Genomic DNA, 18,582 nt, shown 5'->3' on the forward strand with positions numbered 1-18,582 from the left:
CTGGATGGGTGCCAGCAGTAAGCGGTACCTAATCGGCGCACGCCATGGCGTCGGTTGGCGTATCAATCTGTTTCAGCAGTTCAAGCGGCGTCATGCGCGTCAGCAGTGTCTGCAGGCTGTCACTCAGCACCAACGGCCCGTACAACCCCTCTTCCCGCTCCAGATGGGTTTGCTGCACCTCGCGATACGCCTCGGGGTAGATGCTTTTTTCCACCGGCAAAAGCCGGTCGTAGTGTTCGAGCAGGCCAAGAAAGACAATGCGTCGCTCGGTCACGCCGCGTGTGGTGGCAATCAGTTTGATGAAAAAGTCCGAGTCGCTCTGGCGCATGGCTTCGAAGGCGGCGTAGCGCTCCGCCAGGCTGTACGTCCCGGACGCGTCGAACACCACGCAGCACAACTCCTGGCGCGAGCGGCCACCAAAAGGGTTGATCGCCGCATGACGTCGGTTGCACTGCGCCAAAGCGAAGGCGACTGCCTGCTCGGCCTCGTTGATGCGGGCTGTGCTGCTGAGCGAGGCCAGGTCGTCCAGCACCGGTGCCTGACGCCCAAGGCGCTCGACTTCCGCACTGAAGGCTGCGAACACACCATGCGGCCCAAGCCATTGCCCATGGAGTTCGCTTAACTGTTTTCTGGAGAAAGTGTTTTGTTCTTCAACCAATCGTTGAAATGCCACAGAGGCATCGATATGGGAGCCGGTGTCGATCAGGCAGTGTTCGAGGGGCCCGGATGTTGTGATTTGAATGGTCATTCGGTTCCATCCTTATTATTGGTGATTATTGAAGTACATCACCGTGCACACTTTGACGGACCGCCCAAAGCGCTCACAGCGAGTTATATTCAAAAGCGAACACAGTGACGCGAGAAAGCATCACAACTTATCAGGCAAAACTTGGCTCAGCACTGTTATCAAATCAGGGTGATTATGCACTTACCGTTCTGCGGAACAATCCGACAGATGTAGGGGTGGGGATGTTTTTCTCGTGCGAGGGGGGGGCGGCATGCAGTGCGATCAGCTGACCTCGGCTCTTCACGGCGTGCTTCCTGAGCAACGCTGAAACGTGGTCCCGCGCCGTGTAATCACTGATTCCCAGCCGCTGAGCGATGTCCTTGTTGGTCTGCCCCTGCAATACCAGCTGCAGGACTTCCAGTTCTCGCGGTGTGGCTCGATTCAATCGTTTTCGCTTGCGTTCTTCTTCAGACATTTATGCTCGTCAGGCTCCGCTTGTTGCGCTCATTGTTTAAACCACCTTTGACAGTGGTACTTTCGCAACTGCCCGATATGGCAGCGCTGGCTTGATCAGGTTCAGGACAGCCGAATCAGAATAAGTAAAGTTTCCTACAAACAAGTGCGATACATCTCAAGCTAACTGCATAGCAGCACAGTCGAGCATGACCCTCTGAGGGGCCGCGGGATATATATAAAGTCGGGCAAGTTGTATAGACAGGGACAATAAACGCTGCAAATGATAATTACAATCATCTGTTACAAATGAGCGGATGAAGCGTTGCGCTGCCGGGGTCTGGAATCAGCTGGAAGAAACCAACGGGCGCCATTGCGGCGCCCCTGCTCTGCTCAACCGCCGGTGTGTACCACGCGGGTGTCATCCACCTGCATGCCTTTGCGCATGCCAAAGAACATCGCGGTGGCCAGACCCACCGCCCCCATGATCACGCAGTAGCCCACGCACACCCACGGGCTCCATGGCATCAGGGCGATCAGTGCCAGCGGCGTAGTGCTGGCCCAGAGGGCGTAGCTGATGTTGTAGGTCAGTGAGATGCCGGAGACGCGAATATTCGCCGGGAACAGTCCGACCATGACCGACGGCACAACGCCGACGATGCCGCACGCCAGCCCCGCCACGGCATAGGCCAGGCCCATGGGCAGCCAGTGGCCAACCAGACTGGCATAAAGCACACCAACGCCCACAGGCAGCAGCAAGCTGTAAAGGACCACCCCGCGCCAGGCGCCAATGCGGTCCACCAGCATGCCCGCCAGGACACAGCCAATGTTGAGAAAGACGATGCCGACGCTGCTCAGGGCGAAGGTGTCGCTGGGGCTCATGCCGAAGCGTTGCTGCATTACGGTAGGCGTGATGACCACCAGGGTGACGACGGCGGAGGTCAGCACGCAGGTCAGCAGTGCGGCGGGTAACAGCGATTGCCGATGCTGACGCAGAACCGCGCGCAGCGGCAGTTCGGTCATGCCTTCGCGCTGCGCATGCAGGGCCATGAACACAGGGGTTTCACTGAGCCAGCGGCGTAACCACACGCCAATGACGCCGAACACACCGCCCAGCAGAAACGGGATGCGCCACGCGTAATCGAGGATTTCCGCGTGGCTGAAGACTTTCGCCAGCCAGGTCGCGGTCAGCGCGCCGATGAGGTAGCCGAAGGTAAGCCCCGCCTGCAACACGCCCAGCGCATAGCCACGATGGCCTTTCGGTGCGTGCTCGGCAACGAACACCCATGCGCTCGGCACCTCCCCGCCGACCGCAGCCCCTTGCAGGATCCGCAGCGCCAACAGCACCAACGGCGCCCAATAACCGATGTCCGCGTACGTCGGCATGATGCCGATGAGCAGGCAAGGCAGCGCCATCATCAGAATGCTGAGGCTGAAGACACGTTTGCGGCCCAGCTTGTCGGCAAAGTGCGCCATCAGAATGCCGCCCAGCGGGCGCGCCAGGTAGCCCGTGACGAAGATCCCGAAGCTTTGCAGCAGGCGCAGCCACTCGGGCATTTCCGGCGGAAAGAACAGCTGACTGAGCGTCAGGGCGAAAAACACGAAAATGATGAAGTCGTAGATTTCCAGCGCCCCGCCCAACGCCGCCAGGCCCAGGGTTTTGTAGTCTCCCCGGCTGATCGGTTGTGGGCGTGGTCCAAGAATGGCTGTCATGAAAGACCCCAAATCACAGGTTGAAACGGCAGTTAGGTGCGACAAAGGCGCGCAGGATAACAAAGCTGACGATTTGAGGGCGGATCACTGACGGCTGGCGCTATCGACCCGACGGGTCAGAAGCTCACCGTTGCCGAGACCCGTGCCGTGCGCGGTGCGCCGAGGAACAGATAATCGTCGCCCAGGTATTCGCCCGCATCGCGCCAGTAGCGTTTGTCGAACAGGTTGTCGACGGTCAGGCGCAACACCGTGTCGTAGCCCTCGACTTTGGTGCTGTAGCGGCTGCCCGCGTTGAACACGGCGTAGTCATCGACTTTCACCGAGCCTTCCCGGTTGGCGTATTTGCTTGTGCTGTACTGCACGCCGCCGAGCAGCGCCAGGCCCTGAATCGGCAAGGCGTAGTCGGCCGACAGGCTGCCACGGAATTTCGGCACGTTGATCGCCTGATGATCTTCATAGGCCGTGGTGCCGCTGTCTTCGACCCTTGCCTTGATGGCCGCGACGCTGGCCGACAGTTGCAGTTGCGAGGTCAGGTAGCCGTTGGCGCCCAGCTCGACGCCGGTGTTTTTTTGCTGACCCTGCTGGACGAAGGTCAGGCTGCCGTCGTCGTTGGGCCTTGAATACTGATAGGCCTGGCGGGTTTGAAACACCGCTGCGGTGAAGCTCATGCGGCGCCAGTCGTATTTAACCCCGGCTTCGAGCTGACGAGAAATCGTCGGCGCCAGGATCTCGCCGACGTTGCTGTCGAACACCGACGCCGTGCCGCCCAGGGACAGCCCTTTGCTGTAGCTGGCGTAGAGCGAAACGTCGTCAATCGGCTTGTAGATCAGCGCCGCCTGCGGCAGGAAGATCGACCGCTCGGTGTGGCGATTTTCGCTGCCGTCTTCGTTGTAGGCTTTTTCGTCGAGCTTGACCTGACGCCCGCCAATCACCGTCTGCCAGTGTTCGTTGAAACTGATGCGGTCCGTGGCAAACAGTCCGTACTGCCGGCTGTCGAGGCGGCGCTCGGTGTGGCCTGGGGTGAGGTCCGACGGCGCGAACTGGTCGGGCGTCTCGTGGATGTTCCCGGAGCCGACGTATTCGCTGAAATACGGCCGGGTGTCCACGGTGCGGCGGAACGCGCTGGTGCCAAAGGTCAGCTCGTGATCGAGCCCGCCGGTGGCGAACAGACCGGTCATCGTGGCCTCGACTTCGTCGTTGCGCCGGGTGTCATCGGGGCTGCGGAAATCGTAGATGTCGTAGCCGCCGCTCGGCGTGAAGTGCCCCGTCAGCGGCTCTGCGGGGCAGTCGCTCTGGAAATAACAGCCATAGGCGAAGGCGCTGTAGTCGTCGATGACCACGCGACTGCGGGAGGCGCTGAGGCTGGCTTTCCAGTCATCGGTGAGACGGTATTCATAACGGCCGTTCATGTTCAGCGAATCGATGCCCACCGGGTTCGAGTCGCTTTGATAGCCCAGCAGTTTGCGTGGCGAGGCGTCATGGGGCAGTTCGGTGCCGCCCAGCAGTTGGTAGCCCGGGACCGAGCGCTGCTCTTTGGTCTGGTATTCGACGTCAAGTTGCAGGGTGGACTGTTCGTTGATGTTCCAGTCGAACGCCAGCGAGGCGAAATCGCGCTGGCCATTGGCGTGTTCGACGTAGGAACGAATGTCCTCGTGGGCGACGTTGGCGCGCAGCCCGAATTGTTTCTCGCTGCCAAACCAGCCGCCGACGTCGGTGGCGATGTAGCGCTCGCCATGCTCGTTGGTCGAGACCGTCACCGACCGCACGTCTTCCGGGCGCTTGGTTTTGTAATTGACCACGCCCGCCGGCTCCGACACCCCGCTTTGCAGCCCCGAGAGGCCTTTGAGCAATTCGACCTGTTCTTTGTTTTCCAGCGCCACGTTCTGCTCGCCGGTGATGCTGCGGCCGTTGATGCGATAACTGTTGGCGGCGTTGAGGGAGAAGCCACGCACGACGAAATTCTCGTAATACCCCACCGGCGCATAGCTGTCGCCCACCGAGGCGTCATTGCGCAATACGTCGCTGAGCAGTTTGGCTTGCTGGTTTTGCAGCCGTTCGGCGTTGAATACCGAAATCGACGCCGGCGTGTCGCGCAGAGGCGCCTCGCTGAAACCGCCAACTGATGCGCTGCCGGCCTGATAAACCGATTCCTGCTCACCCGTCACCCTGAGCGCGTCCAGCGTCACCGGTTCAGCTTCTTGGGCCGCCAGCCACGGCGAAGCGAAGGCGATACTCAGCGGCAACAGCCGACGCGTGAAACCGGCAGCAGGACGGGAAGAGATGGTCATCGGCGGGCAATTCCTGGAATAAGCAGTCGGGCAGCAAAAAACGCAGGCCAGTTCGGCGGCGCATCTTGTACGTTCTGCGCCGACTTTTTACAACTGCAATGAATCCATCGACCCAGCCTAGCTGGCTTCATAGGACCTGCTTTGCCCTGGAAGCCTCTGCCCTTAGTGGAGCCGGCTTTAGCCGGGAAGCCCGCGCGTCACGTCGCGACAATGAGGGTGCCAGGACTGGCCCCTTCCCGGCTGAAGCCGGTCCCACAGCATGCATCCAGATGAACTGCACCCGCCTCTTCCCGCCTAAACCCAGCCCCACACCGCTATCCCAGGACCGGGAATTCCTATCAGTTCTCGACCTTCAAACCCACCTTCAACAACTTGCCGTCATCCTCGTCCGTCAACACATACACATAACCGTCCGGGCCCTGGCGCACGTCGCGGATGCGTGATTTGAGTTCGCCGAGCAACCGCTCTTCGTGCACGACCTTATCGTCCTTGAGCTCCAGACGGATCAGGTCATCCGACGCGAGCGCGCCGATGAAAATATTGTGGTCCCACGCTTTGAAGGTGCTCGCGTCATAGAAGGCCATGCCGCTGATGCCTGGTGATTTCTCCCACACATGAAACGGGTTTTTCACGCCCTCGACGATCTTGCCTTTGGATTCAGGGATCGCCTCGCCGCTGTAATTGATGCCGAAGGTCGAAATGGGCCAGCCATAATTGCCGGCGCGTTCGATGATGTTGATCTCATCGCCGCCGCGCGGACCGTGTTCATTGGTCCACAGCGTGCCGGTCCATGGGTTGAGCGCGGCGCCTTGCTGATTGCGGTGGCCGTAACTCCAGATCTCCGGGCGCACGTTCTTCTGGCCCACAAAAGGGTTGTCCTTGGGCACAGTGCCGTCGGGATAAAGGCGCACTACTTTGCCCTGAAGCTTGTCGAGGTCCTGAGCCGTGGCCCGCTCGTTGTTTTCGCCCAGCGCGATAAAGAGGTAGCCGTCTCGATCAAACACCATGCGCGAACCGAAGTGGTTGCCCACAGACAACTTGGGCTGCTGCTGGAAGATGCGGGTGAAGCCCTCCAGTCGGGTCATGTCGTCCGAGAGTCTCGCGCGGCCCGCCGCCGTGCCGCCGGTTTTGCCGTCACTGGCCGCTTCGGCGTAGGTCAGGTACACCATGCGGTCCTTGGCAAAATCGGGGGACAGCACGACATCGAGCAAACCGCCCTGCCCCTGCGCCCAGACCTTCGGCACGCCCGAGATCGGCGCCGAGAGTTTGCCGTCCGGCGTGACCCGGCGCAGATTGCCCGCACGTTCGGTGACCAGCATGCCCTGGGCATCCGGCAAAAACGCCACCGCCCATGGATGCTGCAGCCCGCCGACCACTTCATCGACGGTCAGCGTGCCGTTTTCGCTCTGGTACGTTGCCGCGGTCGCCTGTACCGAGATGCCCAGCAACGCGGAAGCGCATAAGGTCGCCAGCAAGGTCTTGCGGAGGAAAGTGGTGCGCAACATGGACGATTCCTTGTGAGATGGAAGGAGATGCGATGAATCGGTTGGACGATCAACAGCCGGGCTCAATTGCTGCGACGCTGGGCATCGCCGGAAGGCCGAGCGGGTGCTTGCCGAGTGGGATAGCCGTTGCCGATGCCGCCGTTTTCGAGCGTGGGCGGCCGCGGCTGGGCAGGCCCGAGACGCGGACCATCGACGCGCGGCGCGATGGAGTCGGTGCCCTGACGGCTGTTGGGGTTGGCGCGGCGAATGGCGCCGTTGTCGGGCACATTGATCGAGCGGTTGGGGTAACCGGCGGCGGCCAGCAACTGCGGTGCTGGCGCGGTGTGTTCATCGGCCTGCACCACACCGGCGGGCAGGAGCCCTACAGACATGAGCCCGCCGAGCAGCACAACGGCAAGGTGTCGCGAAAAACTGTTCATCATTTACCTTCTGTGGGATGGGTAACGATTCCGGTCTTTGATGGCGCTCAAGCGCGTAGGTTCGCGCCGGACGGATGGATCGGCAACGTGTAGGACGATTCGCTTTGTAACAAGAATAGTCGGCGATCATCTGGCTGGGACCGAATAGGCGGACGTCACGCAGACAACGTCCATATTTCGGGATCACACCAATCTGTAGGAGCCGGCTTGCTGGCGAACGCATGAGTCCAGCCTCTACAGGCTGAACGCCAGATCACATTCTTCAGATCGGCGGCGCGGCGACAGATGCACACCCACCCACGACGCCTCGTCGGCTTCTGCACAATTCTTCCAGACCTGCCGTAATCAGCGCGGTAACGTATCCGACTTGACTGACGACCCACACCCGCCACGCCACCCGCCCCGAGGCCGCAATGTCCGACCGTAACTGGATCGAGCTCAAGCAGGACCCCACGTCCGGCATCGAGACAGTGCGCGCGCATTTCGAGGGCCATGCCTACGACCCGCACTGGCACGACAGTTATCTGGTGGGCATTACCGAACAGGGTCTGCAGCAGTTCAATTGTCGACGGCAGCAGCACAACAGCACGCCGGGCAAGGTGTTTCTGCTTGAGCCCGGCGATATCCACGACGGCACGGCCCCACAAGCGGGCGGCTTTACCTACCGCACCTTGTACCTGGACCCGAACTGGCTGGACCGCGAACTGCGTGCGCAGTTTGAGGACACCCCTGACAACACCCAGTTAAGCTTCGCCGCCACCCTGGCCGAAGACCCGCAACTGGCAATCGCCACCGCCAGTGCCTTTGAAGCGATGCACCACGACGAGCTGCGCATCGTCCGCCAGACCGCTCTGGATCACCTGCTTGCCAACCTGACCAGCCACCTGCGCTGGCGCACCGTGCTCAATCCCGATCCACGTCTGCCGCTGGTGGCGCAACGCGCACGCGACTACCTGCACAGCCATTTGCATCAGGACATTGGTCTGGACGACCTGGCCCAGGTAACGGGCGTTGATCGCTTTCGCCTGAGCCGCGCGTTCAAGGCTGCATTCGGTATGGCACCCCACGCCTACCTGATTCAGCTGCGCCTGACCCGTGCCCGGCTGCTGCTGGCGCGGGGCGAGTTGCCGGTCAACGTCGCCGCAGCGCTGGGCTTCGCCGATCAAAGCCACTTGGGCCGCTGGTTCCAGCGCGCCTACCGCGTGACGCCCGCCGATTACCGGCGGCGCTGCTCAATTGTTCCAGACTGACAGCGCACCGCACGTCGATCATGGCCAGACGATCAACGACCGTCGAGTTGCCCCATGCAAACGCTGCTGCCTTTTTTGCTCTTCGCCTTCGTCGCCTCCATTACGCCGGGCCCAACCAACATCCTGGTGCTGACCAATAGCTCGCGTTACGGCTTGCTGCGCACGCTCCCAATAGTCTTCGGCGCCTGTGCCGGTGCCGCGTTGCTGGTGCTGATGGTGGGCACCGGGCTGGGCGACGTATTGGCTCGGCACCAGCAGGTGCAAACGGTAATGTCCTGGGTCGGGATCGGCTGGCTGACCTGGCTGGCCTGGCAGATTTTCAGCGCGCCGGCCGAGGCGATCGACCCGACGCAACCGCGCGGTGGCCCGACGCTAGGCCTTTGGGGCGCTGCGAGCCTGCAACTGGTCAACCCGAAAACCTGGATGATGGCGCTGGCCGTGGTCAGTGTATTCGCCGGCACCGACGCGGACCGCATGATGCGGGTGATCTGGCTGTCGCTAGCGTTCTTTCTGGTGTCGATCCCGTGCATGAGCGCCTGGGCGTATCTGGGCGTCAGTGCCGCCAGATTCTGCCGCTCGGCGCAGAGCATGAAGCGCTTCAACCAGGCGATGGCAGTGCTGCTGCTGGTGTCGGCGTGGTTAACGCTGGTGGTCTGAATCCTCCGACGGCAGGCTCCAACGGGCCGTGATTTAATGCCCGCTGATCCCCTGATTCGGACCGACCATGGCTCGCCTCTACGACGCACGCGGCAACCTCTACGCGGTGATTACCCCTGAAGCCCTGCGCGGGCTCGGCGTTGCTCTGCCCGTCTCAGCCGCAGACGCTGCTGCCCAGCGTCATAACTGGACAGCTCAGGCCATCGCCGCGATCTGTGACTGGCCGCCAGGCACCCGGCCGCTCGGCAGCAAAACCCATCGCTGCGACGGGTTGCTGGTAGGGCCGTTTCAAGCGGCGGCGCCGTGTGAAATGCCTGCACCGGGTGAAATGTCCGCACCGTCCGCGTCGTATGACGTGCTGATCGTCAACACCGATGGCACGTTTGCCGAACGCAGCGGCAACGGGCTGACCATCTTCGCGCAATCGCTGACGGATGCAGGCCGAATCACCGGCACCGAGCCGTTCATTTTGAATGTGCATCACGACAACACGGGCTCGGTCAGCCCCGTACCCACCCAAGTGACCCCTGCACTGCTCGACGGAGCTAGCGGCTTCTGGCTGAACATCGGCGCACCGGGTTTTGGCGCACACGCCTTGGGCGCCACTGGAGATGGGGTCGGCACCGCGACGTTCAACACGCGCGAGGTCAATCGGGTCGAACGGCTGGCCGCCCTGAACCCGGCCTGGCATAGCAGCGTGTTTGTGCGGGTCGGCAATCCCCATTGCGTCACGCTGGTCAGTCAGACCAGCGACCTGCCAGGCTTCGAGGATCTGCACGAAGCTGAGCTGAATGCAGCACTGACGCGAATTGCCTTCGTCGCCGGTGCGTCAGGCAACGGCGACCCCTGCCCCGGCGGAATCAACTTGCAATGGGCCGCGCAATCGAGCTCAAACCGCATCACCGCGCGGGTGTTCGAGCGAGGCGAAGGCCCGACGGCATCTTCGGGTACCAGCGCCAGCGCTGTCGCGTCAGCCGCGTGGTTGTGCGGGTGGGTGCAAGCGGGATTGGTCGAGGTGGTGATGCCCGGCGGCACCGCGCCGTTGCGCCTGATCGAGCGCGACGGGCAGTTGCAGCAGGTGCAGCTGTTCGGCGCAGCGCAGTTGAAGCCTGAGCCGTAGCCTACTCGCCGATGTCCTCGTTCCACAGCTCCGGCTTGTCGGCGATGAACTGCTGCATCAGGCCGACGCAAACCGGATCATGCAACACGTCCACCTCAACGCCGCGAGCCTTGAGCAGCTCCTCTTCCCCCATGAACGTTTCGTGCTCGCCGACGATGATCTTGCGGATGCCGTACAACAGGATGGCACCGCTGCACATGGCGCAGGGCGAGAGGGTTGTGTAAAGCGTTGCCTCGCGGTACACCCGGGCAGGCTGGCGGCCGGCGTTTTCAAACGCGTCCATTTCGCCATGCTTGATGGCACTGCCTTCCTGAACCCGGCGGTTGTGGCCGCGGCCGATGATCTTGCCGTCGTGGACGATGACCGAGCCGATGGGAATGCCGCCTTCGGCCAGGCCTTTTTGCGCCTCATCGATGGCCGCTTGCATGAATGGGTCCATGGTCTCTCCTTGCTGGGTGACGGGGTATTCGACGATGCAACGCCTGAGAAAGGCGCGCACTCAAGGCTTGGCTTTTTTCAGCGCGTTGTCCAGTGCGGTGGACACGTAAACTTTGAGCAGATCGCTGGAGCGGTCTTTCATGTCCGCGCCGACATCGCGCTGTTTGTTGCGGAATTTGCTCGCTACGTCCGGCGCCGGGTCTGCGGCATCCAGCGCCTGCAGCTCTTCGGGGCTGAACGATGAAGCGTAGGCCGCCGCCAGGTTGCGGTCCCATTCCTGCTGGTAGTTGGGCTGCAGGCTTTGCAATTCGTCCTGCACGATTTCCTGCGCTTTGGTGCGGCCAACGGCCTCGACGATGGTGGCGAAAGTCACCGTGTGCGACGCGACCTGGTAGCCGAGCCAGCCCAGGCTTTCGCCCAAGTGCCGGTCCTGGACGAAGGTCAGCGCGGAATCCGTTGCCGGTGCTGGCGTGATGTCTGCGGCGACGGTGATTGAAGGCAGCAGTATCGCGCCCATTAGCGCCAGTGCCCGCGTTGCGCGTGGCAACGTCAGCGCTGTCGATCTGCGATATTCCATGTCCTCTCCCGGCGACTTTTCAGTGTGATCAACGCTCTGACCGCCTTTTGTCGGCTAACGTCAGTGCCGTGGGTCATGTATCGGACGAAACGGGCTCTTCCCGGCTGAAGCCGGTCCCACAAAAAGTGGTAAGGCCTCTTCCCGGCTGCAGCCTGTCCTGCAAAAGTGCGCTCTGCGGAGTCGGCTGCGTGAGCATTGCACACTGATTGCACACTTATTGCACACTGATTGCATACTGTAGGACCGGCTTTAGCCGGGAAAGCTGAAGTGGCATCGCTAAAGCGACTTGCTACTCACTGATGCCCATTGCAACGCCGTCATGCGGTAAATCCTCACTGCCCGGCGATGATACTGGCTGTAGACAAACCCACTGTACCCCAGCTTCTTGATCACCCCCACCGACGCCACATTGCCCGGCTGGACAATTGCGATCACCGACGCCACGTTGAGGTGTTCAAAAGCATGACGAAGCGCGGCGCGGGCGGCTTCGGTGCCCAATCCCCTGCCCCAAAATGCCGGCGCAAGCCGATAACCAAGCTCGATTTCATCGGCATCATCGACGCGCTCGGCGTTGAGACCGCAGAAGCCGGCCAGCGCAGCGCTGGATTTCTCCACCACTGCCCAGGGACCAAAGCCGTGTTGCTGGTAGGAATACTGACACCACTCGATGAACTCACCCGTGGCCTTTTCCGACAACACCCCGGCCACCGAATACTGCATGACCTCGGAATCGCCCAGTATCTGCGCCAGCGCCGGACGATCATCCGGTGTGAGCCGGCGCAGCATTAGCCGCTCGGTTTCCAGCAAGGTATCAGCCGCTTCCACATTGGCGCGTTCAGGCAAATCAGTGACCATGACGCTCGCCTCTCAGCCTGAACGGCCCCCGCTTACAGGCCCGCCGTCACCTTCTTGGCGACGTCCGCAGGCACCCACTTGGACCAGACGTCCGGGTGGTCTTTCAAAAAGCTTTTCGCCACAACGGAAGGCTCCTGGCGCTTTTCGCTCATCTCGCCGAGGGTCTTGTTCAACTGGTCGATCGGCAGGTCGACTTTTTCAAAGAAGCTCACCAGGTCCGGGTACTGCTGGCGGAACGGCTCCGACACGCCGATGGCCAGGTGCGCAGCCAGAGAACTCGAACCGATGGGGTTCGGGTTGCTGGCGTCGGCGAGGGTTTTCCAGGCGGCTTCGTTGAACGGCGGCTCCTCAAGCTTGATCAGCTTGAAGCGACCGAGCAGCGGCGTCGGTGACCAGTAGTAAAACAGCACGGGCTTGCCGCGACGAATCGACGAAGCGACTTCCGCATCCAGCGCCGCACCGGAGCCGGTGCGGAAGTTCACGTAGCTGTCGTTGAGCTTGTACGCCTTGAGCTTCTGCGTATTGACGATCTCCGAGGTCCAGCCGGTCGGGCTGTTGAGGAAGCGGCCCTTGTCCGGGGACTCAGGGTCCTTGAAAACGTCTTTGTACTTGGGCAGGTCCGCCACCGATTTCAGGTCCGGCGCCAGCGGCTTGATACCGCGCTCCGGATCGCCCTTGATCACGAATTCCGGCACCCACCAGCCTTCGGTCGCGCCTTTGACGATGTCGCCCAGGCCATGCACCTTGCCTTCCGCCTCGGCCTTGACCCACGCAGGGCTGCGACCGGCCCACTCTTCGCCGATCACCTGAATGTCGTTTTTCGCCAGCGCCGCTTCCAGGCTGACCGTGCTACCCGGCAGCTTGTCAGTGGGATACCCGTAGCCCTTCTCTACGATGGTGCGCAGGATTTCGGTGATCAGGCTGCCACTCTCCCACGTGATGTCACCGAAATGAATGGGCGCCGTTTTGTCTGCGCCGTGCGCCGAGCCGGTGAGGGCCGCCAGTGCAAGCAGCGAGCCGCCCAGCAGTTTTTTGATTGGTGTCATGAGGTCTCTCGTCGCTCAGGGATGGGAAAAGCTCGTTCGGTTGGGCACAGCGCACGCTTTACTCCAGACAAGCGCGGCGGCAACAGGTTTCAGCCTGATCCATGTAGTCGCTCACCGAACGCTGCGAAATGCCTAGGTGCGCGGCAATTTCAGGGTAGGTCAGACCGCCGCGCCGTGACAGCACAAAGGTCGATTTGATCTTCACTGGCAGGCGGTCGAGGCGGCGGTCCAGGCGGTCAAGAATTTGCAGCGTGGCCGCATGGCTTTCTACCGATGCGGAGGAAACCGAGGCCTCTTGGGACACTCCTTGCAGGTAGCCGCGCTCCTGGTCACGTCGCCGCCAGTGCTCATAGACCAGGCGTTGGGCAATGGTGGTCAGCAACGCACGCGGATCACGGATCGGCACAACGTTGGGTGCAGCGAGCACTTGCAGGAAGGTGTCGGACGCGATGTCTTCGGCGGTTTGCATGCTGTCCACCCAACGGCGAATGCGCAGACACAACCAGCCGTGGTGCTGGGCAAAAAGCTCGCTTACATAGTTGCTATGCGTAGGATCGGCACCGGTCATCGAACATCCCCTGCCCTGAGTCGTGTCGTCGGGAGTTTGTTGGGGGCATCCTAGCAAGCGCAGTTATGCAGTAAAAATACCTAAAAGGCGAACTGATAGACCGTTCTGGAATAATCAGACCTCATGTAGGCCGAGCGATGCCGCCTGGCGCTGGTAATCGAGCAACACCTCGTAGTCGGCTTCACTCGCAGGCAGCACTTCCCTGATCGCCAATGCCGCCGCGACCTCCGGGTGTTCGAGCAATGCCTGATTCATTGTCAGACGGATGGCCGCTGCGTCGGCACCCAGGCGGGTGATGTAGGGCAGGCAAGGTCCGGGCGCCGTGCGAGCAACGACTTTCAGGCCGGCGACTTCATCGCTTTCGTCGCGGGCCAGGTAATCGAACGTGACGCTGTCAATGGCCGCAAGGTCGCCCTCGCCCGCCTTGATCCGGGCAAGGCTGTTGCGATGGCCACCGGTGAGCATGGTATCGGCGAAGAACCGCCCTTCTCGCTGGAGCGGCGCCAAGGCGTGACGGAACAGGTTCATGCCGGAGTTCGAGTCCCGGGAATTAACAAGGCCGTGGCTGCCGCGGAACGCCTCAAGGGTCTGGCGAGAATCGTCCGCGCGCGCGACCAACAGGCTGCAATGGGCGCCTTCGTTACTGTGAGGCAACTGGTAAACAGGACGGCCAACGACCTGGACCTTGCCGCGCAGCGCCGTCATCAGCGGATAGCCACAGGTTTGCGTCAGCAGCAGTTGCGGCGACAGCCACAGCGCCATGAGGTCCGACGCCAGCCCCGCAGCCTGCGCATCCAGTCGCTCGACCCCGAGGATTCGGGTTATTTGCTGCAGCCACTGGTGTTGCGCCTGCTCAATGCGTTGCGGGGCCACGTACATCAGGAGTTCGGCAAAGCCCGTTTGCATGTTCTGGTTTCCGCTTCAGACGTAGGGATGTTGCGGACTGTCGATAGGATTGAAGCTGTGGCGACGAAAGAGTTCAGCGTAACCGGCCACCAGAAACCCGCCGCTGCGCGCCAGCCATTGCTCACGCCGCGCCCGGTAAACCCGGGGCATGTGATACCACGACAAGCCGGGCAAATCATGATGCACCAGATGCAGGTTCAGATTGAGGAACAGCCACGCCCATGGCCACGACGCTTCGTTGATCACGGTGCGCTCCTGAGGTTGTTCGCCAGGGCGATGCTCGTAATAGGAACGCACCATCGATACCGCCAGCGCCGGCACGCTGCAGAAAAGCAGGTAATGCACTGCGGACATCGCGCTGTAACGCTCGATGAACGTGAACGTCAGGATCAAGAAGAAGCCATGGGTGGACCACATGAGCCAGGCCTGACGCTTGCCTCGCAGCAGCCGCCGGGTTTCGCCGACGAACAGGCTGCTCAGGGCCAATGGCACGCCGAACACCAGACGCCCCGGCGGGGTCTTGTCGAGCCAACGGAGGACGCGCATCAAGGTGCCAGTCTGCTTCCACTGCAACTCGCTCAGGTAACGGCTTTCCGGGTCGCGACCGGGCACAGTCAGGTCTTCATCACGGTGATGCTGCATGTGCGTGTCACGGTAAAGGGTGTACGGGTACCAGACCGCCAACGGCGCGTAGCCCAGCGCTTTGTTCAATCTCAGCGAGCGCGTCGGATGGCCGTGCAGGACCTCATGCTGCACCGACATCCACAGCACCAGCAGGGGAATCATCAACAGCGTGCTCAGCGACGCCCCCAAGTGTGGGCTGGCAAGCAGCAACGCTGGCCAGCCTGTGTACACGCCGACCAGCAACAACCATGTCGGCCATTCCGTGCGGCCTGTAAAGCTTGCACGCAAGCGCACGATTTCTTCGCGCTGCGCGTCGTCCAGGTAGTTGGGCATTGCCGGTTCCTGCATTCGGGCTGATAAACCCTTGTGCAACGGCTCGGAAAAAACTTGTAGACCAAATGGTTATGACGGTAGAACCATGCGCCATTCCCCCGCTGATACCGCACATGCCCGCCATGTTGTTTCTGCCACTTCCCGATTTGCAGCGCCCGCTGCTGGCGAAATTCTACCGAGCGCATCGCTCGCCCATGCGCGCCAGAGGCGAGGCGCAGCTGTGGGTTGCGCGGACTTCCGAGATTGTCGGCGGCCTGTGCCTGACACCTGCTGCTGATGGGCACTGGCTGACCGGGCTCTTCGTCGCACCGACCGAGCGCGGACGCGGCGTCGCCGCGGGCCTGGTGGCGGCGGCCCTGGCAGCAACGAATGGCGATGTCTGGTTATTTTGCGAACCCGAACTTGGCGGATTTTATCAGCGGCTTGGCTTTGCTGAGGCAACCGACCTGCCACCACCGCTCGCTGAAAGACTCGCCCGCTACCGACAGAGCAAACAGCTGATTGCCTTCGTCCGCGTTTGACCTGTGGGTGCGGTTTAATAGATCACCTGCGGGAGCGCGCTGGAATGAAGATCACGGCAGTAACGCGCTTGAATAAGTGTCGACTGTAGGAGCCGGCTTGCTGGCGAACGCGGTGGGTCATCGGCATCAATGGCGGCTGGCACTCCGCATTCGCGGGCAAGCGCGCTCCTACACCAGTTTGCGTCACTTTTGAGAGGGTGCGGGCAGTGCACGAATTGGCAACAATCACTCAAATTTTTGAAGTCAGGTCAGATCCGTAGGAGCCGGCTTGCTGGCGAACGCGGTGGGTCATTGGCATCAATGGCGGCTGACCCACCGCATTCGCGGGCAAGCGCGCTCCTACAAGGGGTCTGCGTTGTGTAAGGCTCTGCATCGTTTTTAGAAATTGCAGCTGCCCCAGATCCGTAGGAGCCGGCTTGCTGGCGAACGCGGTGGGTCATCGGCATCAATGGCGGCTGGCACTCCGCATTCGCGGGCAAGCGCGCTCCTACACCAGTTTGCGTCACTTTTGAGAGGGTGCGGGCAGTGCACGAATTGGCAACAATCACTCAAATTTTTGAAGTCAGGTCAGATCCGTAGGAGCCGGCTTGCTGGCGAACGCGGTGGGTCATTGGCATCAATGGCGGCTGACACTACGCATTCGCGGGCAAGCGCGCTCCTACAAGGGGTCTGCGTCGTGTAAGGCTCTGCGTCGTTTTTAGAAATTGCAGCTGCCCCAGATCCGTAGGAGCCGGCTTGCTGGCGAACGCGGTGGGTCATTGGCATCAATGGCGGCTGACACTACGCATTCGCGGGCAAGCGGGCTCCTACAACGGGTCTGCGTCGTGGTAGGGCTCTGCGTCTTTTTGGCCTTCATTCGTCGCTGTTCGGGTCCATCCCCGGGAACAACACTTCGATAAACCCGAACCGGCTGAAGTCGGTGATCCTCGAAGGGTATAAGCGCCCGATCAGGTGATCGCATTCGTGCTGAACAACGCGCGCATGGAACCCTCGGGCTTCGCGCTGGATACGATGACCGTCAGGGTCGAAGCCTTCGTAGCGAATGTGCTCGTATCGATCCACCACACCGCGCAGGCCGGGCACTGACAGGCAGCCTTCCCAACCCTCCTCCAGCGTCTGCTCCAGCGGCGTAATCAACGGGTTGAGCAAAATGGTCTGCGGCACCGCCTCTGCATCGGGGTAACGCTCACTGCGTTCGAAGCCGAAGATGACCAACTGCAGATCAATGCCGATTTGCGGGGCGGCCAGACCCACGCCGCCGACACTCTCCATGGTTTCAAACATGTCCTCGATGAGGGTTTTCAACTCCCGGGAGCCAAACATCGATTCAGGGACAGGCGGTGCGATACGCAACAAACGCTCGTCACCCATTTTCAGAATTTCACGAATCATTGCGGCACCTATGTAACGGGCAAGGAGCAAGGGGTAACCGACAAGGAGCAAGGGCCCCGAAGCGGAACCCTTGTCGCAAGCGTTATCAGAATTTATCGGTCTTCAGCGTCGGCGGCACAGGCGTGTAATCGTGATCATGGCTATGGTCACGGCCAAGCCCGGATACGTGCTGCTTGATGTGCACCGTCTCTACATTGGCCACGGTGTCACGCTCGCCTTCTTCCTTCTCGCCCTTGTCCTTGCCTTCGGCTGACATGTGCTCGATCACCGCATTCATTTCTGCGCCCAGCAGCAATACCGCTGCCGAGATGTAGAAATACAACAGCAAGACGATGATCGCCCCGATGCTGCCGTACATCGCGTTGTAATCGGCGAAGGTCTTCACGTAATAGGCAAAACCCAGCGACGCGACAATCCAGACCACCACCGCCAGGACCGAGCCCGGGGTGATGAACCGGAAGCTCTGCTTAACGTCCGGCATCACGTAATACATGATTGCAACTGCCACCATCAGCAGCATGATGATCAGCGGCCAGCGCAGGATCGTCCACAAGGTGACGATGAAGTCTTCCATGCCGATCTGTGCAGCGAGCCAGTTCATGACCTGCGGACCTGTCACCATCAACGCCGCCACGGTCAGCAGCATGCCGGCGATGCCGATGGTATAGAACACCGACAATGGAATGCGCTTCCAGGCCGGACGGGCTTCCACCACGTCATACGCAGCATTCATTGCGCTCATCATCAGCCTCACGCCGGCAGAGGCGGTCCAGAGGGCGATGACGATACCGATCGACAACAAGCCGCCTTTGGACTGCTGTAGCTGGTCGATGACCGGGTTCACTTGGTCCAGCGCCTGCGGCGGGAGCACGAGCTCGGATTGCAGTCGCAACCAGCTGAAAAAGTCCGGCAGGTGCAGGAAGCCGATCAGGGCGATGAGGAACAGCAGGAAGGGGAACAACGAAAACAGCATCTGGTAGGCCAGTGCCGAGGCGTACGTCGACATCTCGTCATCGAGAAACTCTTTGACCGTTCTGACCAACACTGTTTTGACACTGAGCTGGCGCAATTCCGGGAATATCATGGCGTCTCCTTCGCGACACAGATGTAGCCCAAGCCTATTTTTCAATTCGAACGCATCTACAGGCGCTAAGCATACGAGCAGGCAAACGCGTTGAAATTCCGTCGGC

At 61.1% G+C, this 18,582-nt stretch carries 19 protein-coding genes; 4 read left to right on the plus strand and 15 right to left on the minus strand.

The genetic code is table 11. The annotated features are described in order from the left end of the window. Positions 1-28: 28 nt before the first annotated feature. From LT42_RS10390 to LT42_RS10415, 6 genes are all read right to left on the minus strand, one after another. Positions 29-748: a hypothetical protein gene (locus tag LT42_RS10390; RefSeq protein WP_070356520.1), complete on the minus strand. Its 720-nt coding sequence runs from the start codon at positions 746-748 to the stop codon at positions 29-31. Positions 749-920: 172 nt separating this feature from the next. Beyond that, complete coding sequence (locus LT42_RS10395) at positions 921-1,202, minus strand: helix-turn-helix domain-containing protein (protein ID WP_052075220.1); 282 nt, start codon at positions 1,200-1,202, stop codon at positions 921-923. A gap of 371 nt (positions 1,203-1,573) precedes the next feature. Next, positions 1,574-2,893, minus strand: coding sequence for an MFS transporter (locus LT42_RS10400; protein WP_037012138.1), 1,320 nt, complete (start codon positions 2,891-2,893; stop codon positions 1,574-1,576). Positions 2,894-3,009: 116 nt separating this feature from the next. Next, entirely contained in the window at positions 3,010-5,181 is a 2,172-nt protein-coding gene (locus LT42_RS10405; RefSeq protein ID WP_037012140.1) for a TonB-dependent siderophore receptor, read from the minus strand. Between the two features lie 338 nt (positions 5,182-5,519). Further along, positions 5,520-6,686: a PQQ-dependent sugar dehydrogenase gene (locus LT42_RS10410; RefSeq protein ID WP_037012142.1), complete on the minus strand. Its 1,167-nt coding sequence runs from the start codon at positions 6,684-6,686 to the stop codon at positions 5,520-5,522. A 62-nt stretch (positions 6,687-6,748) separates the two neighbouring features. After that, a complete protein-coding gene (locus tag LT42_RS10415; RefSeq protein WP_037013229.1) occupies positions 6,749-7,105 on the minus strand; it encodes a hypothetical protein in 357 nt (118 codons plus the stop codon). Positions 7,106-7,518: 413 nt separating this feature from the next. Between LT42_RS10415 and LT42_RS10420 the strand changes: the two genes are divergently transcribed. From LT42_RS10420 to LT42_RS10430, 3 genes are all read left to right on the plus strand, one after another. After that, the gene (locus LT42_RS10420) at positions 7,519-8,355 is read left to right on the plus strand and encodes an AraC family transcriptional regulator (protein WP_037012144.1); all 837 of its coding nucleotides are present in this window, start codon (positions 7,519-7,521) and stop codon (positions 8,353-8,355) included. A gap of 54 nt (positions 8,356-8,409) precedes the next feature. Next, positions 8,410-9,012: a LysE family translocator gene (locus LT42_RS10425; protein ID WP_037012146.1), complete on the plus strand. Its 603-nt coding sequence runs from the start codon at positions 8,410-8,412 to the stop codon at positions 9,010-9,012. Positions 9,013-9,079: 67 nt separating this feature from the next. Further along, complete coding sequence (locus LT42_RS10430) at positions 9,080-10,132, plus strand: DeoR family transcriptional regulator (RefSeq protein ID WP_037012148.1); 1,053 nt, start codon at positions 9,080-9,082, stop codon at positions 10,130-10,132. Position 10,133: 1 nt separating this feature from the next. Here the strand turns inward: LT42_RS10430 and LT42_RS10435 are convergent, their stop codons facing one another. From LT42_RS10435 to LT42_RS10465, 7 genes are all read right to left on the minus strand, one after another. Next, a complete protein-coding gene (locus tag LT42_RS10435; RefSeq protein ID WP_037012150.1) occupies positions 10,134-10,571 on the minus strand; it encodes a nucleoside deaminase in 438 nt (145 codons plus the stop codon). Between the two features lie 60 nt (positions 10,572-10,631). Then, entirely contained in the window at positions 10,632-11,147 is a 516-nt protein-coding gene (locus LT42_RS10440; RefSeq protein WP_052075221.1) for a hypothetical protein, read from the minus strand. A gap of 276 nt (positions 11,148-11,423) precedes the next feature. Next, positions 11,424-12,002 (minus strand): GNAT family N-acetyltransferase, encoded by a 579-nt coding sequence (locus tag LT42_RS10445; protein ID WP_052075222.1) that lies wholly within the window; start codon positions 12,000-12,002, stop codon positions 11,424-11,426. A 32-nt stretch (positions 12,003-12,034) separates the two neighbouring features. Continuing rightward, positions 12,035-13,048 carry an ABC transporter substrate-binding protein gene (locus LT42_RS10450; protein WP_037012152.1) on the minus strand — a complete coding sequence of 338 codons (1,014 nt, stop codon included), beginning with the start codon at positions 13,046-13,048 and terminating at the stop codon, positions 12,035-12,037. A gap of 58 nt (positions 13,049-13,106) precedes the next feature. Then, entirely contained in the window at positions 13,107-13,616 is a 510-nt protein-coding gene (locus tag LT42_RS10455; RefSeq protein ID WP_037012154.1) for a sigma-70 family RNA polymerase sigma factor, read from the minus strand. Positions 13,617-13,730: 114 nt separating this feature from the next. Continuing rightward, on the minus strand, positions 13,731-14,522 hold the full coding sequence (locus LT42_RS10460; protein ID WP_037012156.1) for a phosphate/phosphite/phosphonate ABC transporter substrate-binding protein: 792 nt from the start codon (positions 14,520-14,522) through the stop codon (positions 13,731-13,733). Positions 14,523-14,537: 15 nt separating this feature from the next. Continuing rightward, a complete protein-coding gene (locus tag LT42_RS10465; RefSeq protein ID WP_037012159.1) occupies positions 14,538-15,479 on the minus strand; it encodes a fatty acid desaturase in 942 nt (313 codons plus the stop codon). 113 nt (positions 15,480-15,592) lie between these two features. Between LT42_RS10465 and LT42_RS10470 the strand changes: the two genes are divergently transcribed. Beyond that, positions 15,593-16,000, plus strand: a complete 408-nt coding sequence (locus LT42_RS10470) for a GNAT family N-acetyltransferase (protein ID WP_037012160.1) — start codon at positions 15,593-15,595, stop codon at positions 15,998-16,000. An 852-nt stretch (positions 16,001-16,852) separates the two neighbouring features. On the opposite strand, the gene def is transcribed toward LT42_RS10470, so the two are convergent. Then, on the minus strand, positions 16,853-17,392 hold the full coding sequence (def, locus tag LT42_RS10475) for a peptide deformylase (RefSeq protein WP_037012162.1): 540 nt from the start codon (positions 17,390-17,392) through the stop codon (positions 16,853-16,855). A gap of 85 nt (positions 17,393-17,477) precedes the next feature. Further along, on the minus strand, positions 17,478-18,476 hold the full coding sequence (locus tag LT42_RS10480) for a YihY/virulence factor BrkB family protein (RefSeq protein ID WP_037012164.1): 999 nt from the start codon (positions 18,474-18,476) through the stop codon (positions 17,478-17,480). Between the last annotated feature and the right edge of the window lie 106 nt (positions 18,477-18,582).

The organism is Pseudomonas lutea (assembly GCF_000759445.1).
GTDB lineage: Bacteria > Pseudomonadota > Gammaproteobacteria > Pseudomonadales > Pseudomonadaceae > Aquipseudomonas > Aquipseudomonas lutea.